The organism is Acinetobacter sp. T_3_1, assembly GCF_025377055.1.
Lineage (GTDB): Bacteria > Pseudomonadota > Gammaproteobacteria > Pseudomonadales > Moraxellaceae > Acinetobacter > Acinetobacter kookii.
The window spans coordinates 263,425-265,900 of record NZ_JACHVD010000001.1; the positions used below are offsets into that span (position 1 = coordinate 263,425).

At 50.1% G+C, this 2,476-nt stretch carries 1 rRNA gene (cut by a window edge); it reads left to right on the plus strand.

What is annotated here, in order from left to right:
• Positions 1–2,351 (plus strand): 23S ribosomal RNA (locus H4I94_RS01105); it begins 332 nt to the left of the window's first position.
• Positions 2,352–2,476 lie beyond the last annotated feature (125 nt).

Below are 2,476 nucleotides of genomic sequence, written 5' to 3' on the forward strand. Positions count from 1 at the left end.
GGTGACTGCGTACCTTTTGTATAATGGGTCAGCGACTTATATTCAGTAGCAAGGTTAACCGTATAGGGGAGCCGTAGAGAAATCGAGTCTTAATAGGGCGTTTAGTTGCTGGGTATAGACCCGAAACCGGGTGATCTATCCATGAGCAGGTTGAAGGTTAGGTAACACTGACTGGAGGACCGAACCCACTGTCGTTGAAAAGCCAGGGGATGACTTGTGGATAGGGGTGAAAGGCTAATCAAACTCGGTGATAGCTGGTTCTCCCCGAAAGCTATTTAGGTAGCGCCTCGGACGAATACCATTGGGGGTAGAGCACTGTTTCGGCTAGGGGGTCATCCCGACTTACCAAACCGATGCAAACTCCGAATACCAATGAGTACTATCCGGGAGACAGACTGCGGGTGCTAACGTCCGTAGTCAAGAGGAAAACAATCCAGACCGCCAGCTAAGGCCCCAAAATCATAGTTAAGTGGGAAACGATGTGGGAAGGCATAGACAGCTAGGAGGTTGGCTTAGAAGCAGCCACCCTTTAAAGAAAGCGTAATAGCTCACTAGTCGAGTCGGCCTGCGCGGAAGATGTAACGGGGCTAAAACTATGTGCCGAAGCTGCGGATGTATACATTGTATACGTGGTAGGGGAGCGTTCTGTAAGCCGATGAAGGTGGATTGAGAAGTCTGCTGGAGGTATCAGAAGTGCGAATGCTGACGTGAGTAACGACAAAGCGGGTGAAAAACCCGCTCGCTGAAAGACCAAGGGTTCCAGTCCAACGTTAATCGGGGCTGGGTGAGTCGACCCCTAAGGCGAGGCCGAAAGGCGTAGTCGATGGGAAATTGGTTAATATTCCAATACTTCAGTGTAATGCGATGAGAGGACGGAGAAGGTTAAGTCAGCCTGGCGTTGGTTGTCCAGGTGGAAGGAAGTAGGCATGCATCTTAGGCAAATCCGGGGTGCTCTATGCTGAGATCTGATAGCAAGCTGTACTTGTACAGTGAAGTGGCTGATACCATACTTCCAGGAAAAGTCTCTAAGCTTCAGTTACACTGGAATCGTACCCGAAACCGACACTGGTGGTCAGGTCGAGTAGACCAAAGCGCTTGAGAGAACTCTGCTGAAGGAACTAGGCAAAATGGTACCGTAACTTCGGGAGAAGGTACGCTGCTTTTGGTGATGGAACTTGCTTCCTGAGCTGAGAGCAGCCACAGAAACCAGGCCCCTGCAACTGTTTATTAAAAACATAGCACTCTGCAAACACGAAAGTGGACGTATAGGGTGTGATGCCTGCCCGGTGCTGGAAGGTTAATTGATGGGGTTAGCGTAAGCGAAGCTCTTGATCGAAGCCCCAGTAAACGGCGGCCGTAACTATAACGGTCCTAAGGTAGCGAAATTCCTTGTCGGGTAAGTTCCGACCTGCACGAATGGCATAATGATGGGGGCGCTGTCTCCAGCAGAGGCTCAGTGAAATCGAAATCGCCGTGAAGATGCGGTGTACCCGCGGCTAGACGGAAAGACCCCGTGAACCTTTACTGCAGCTTGACATTGAACTTTGATCTTACGTGTGTAGGATAGGTGGGAGGCTTTGAAATCAGGACGCCAGATCTGATGGAGCCGTCCTTGAAATACCACCCTGGTAAGATTGAGGTTCTAACTCTGTCCCGTTATCCGGGACGAGGACCATGTCTGGTGGGTAGTTTGACTGGGGCGGTCTCCTCCTAAAGAGTAACGGAGGAGTACGAAGGTGCGCTCAGCGTGGTCGGAACTCACGCGTAGAGTATAAAGGCAAAAGCGCGCTTAACTGCGAGACCCACAAGTCGAGCAGGTACGAAAGTAGGTCTTAGTGATCCGGTGGTTCTGTATGGAAGGGCCATCGCTCAACGGATAAAAGGTACTCTGGGGATAACAGGCTGATACCGCCCAAGAGTTCATATCGACGGCGGTGTTTGGCACCTCGATGTCGGCTCATCTCATCCTGGGGCTGAAGCAGGTCCCAAGGGTATGGCTGTTCGCCATTTAAAGAGGTACGCGAGCTGGGTTTAGAACGTCGTGAGACAGTTCGGTCCCTATCTACCGTGGGCGTTGGAAATTTGAGAGGATCTGCTCCTAGTACGAGAGGACCAGAGTGGACGAACCTCTGGTGTACCGGTTGTGACGCCAGTCGCATCGCCGGGTAGCTATGTTCGGAAGGGATAACCGCTGAAAGCATCTAAGCGGGAAGCCTACCTCAAGATAAGATTTCCCCGAGACTTTATGTCTCCTAAAGAGCCGTTGAAGACTACGACGTTGATAGGTTGGATGTGGAAGCATGGTGACATGTGAAGCTGACCAATACTAATTGCTCGTGAGGCTTGACTATACAACACCCAAACAGTTGTTGTATTAAAGCTTAATCGATTCATAACTGATCGAAAGACCAGTAAAATACTTGATTTAGTGAACGCTAAAGAACAAAATACGAAACTCAGATATAACCTGTTAATA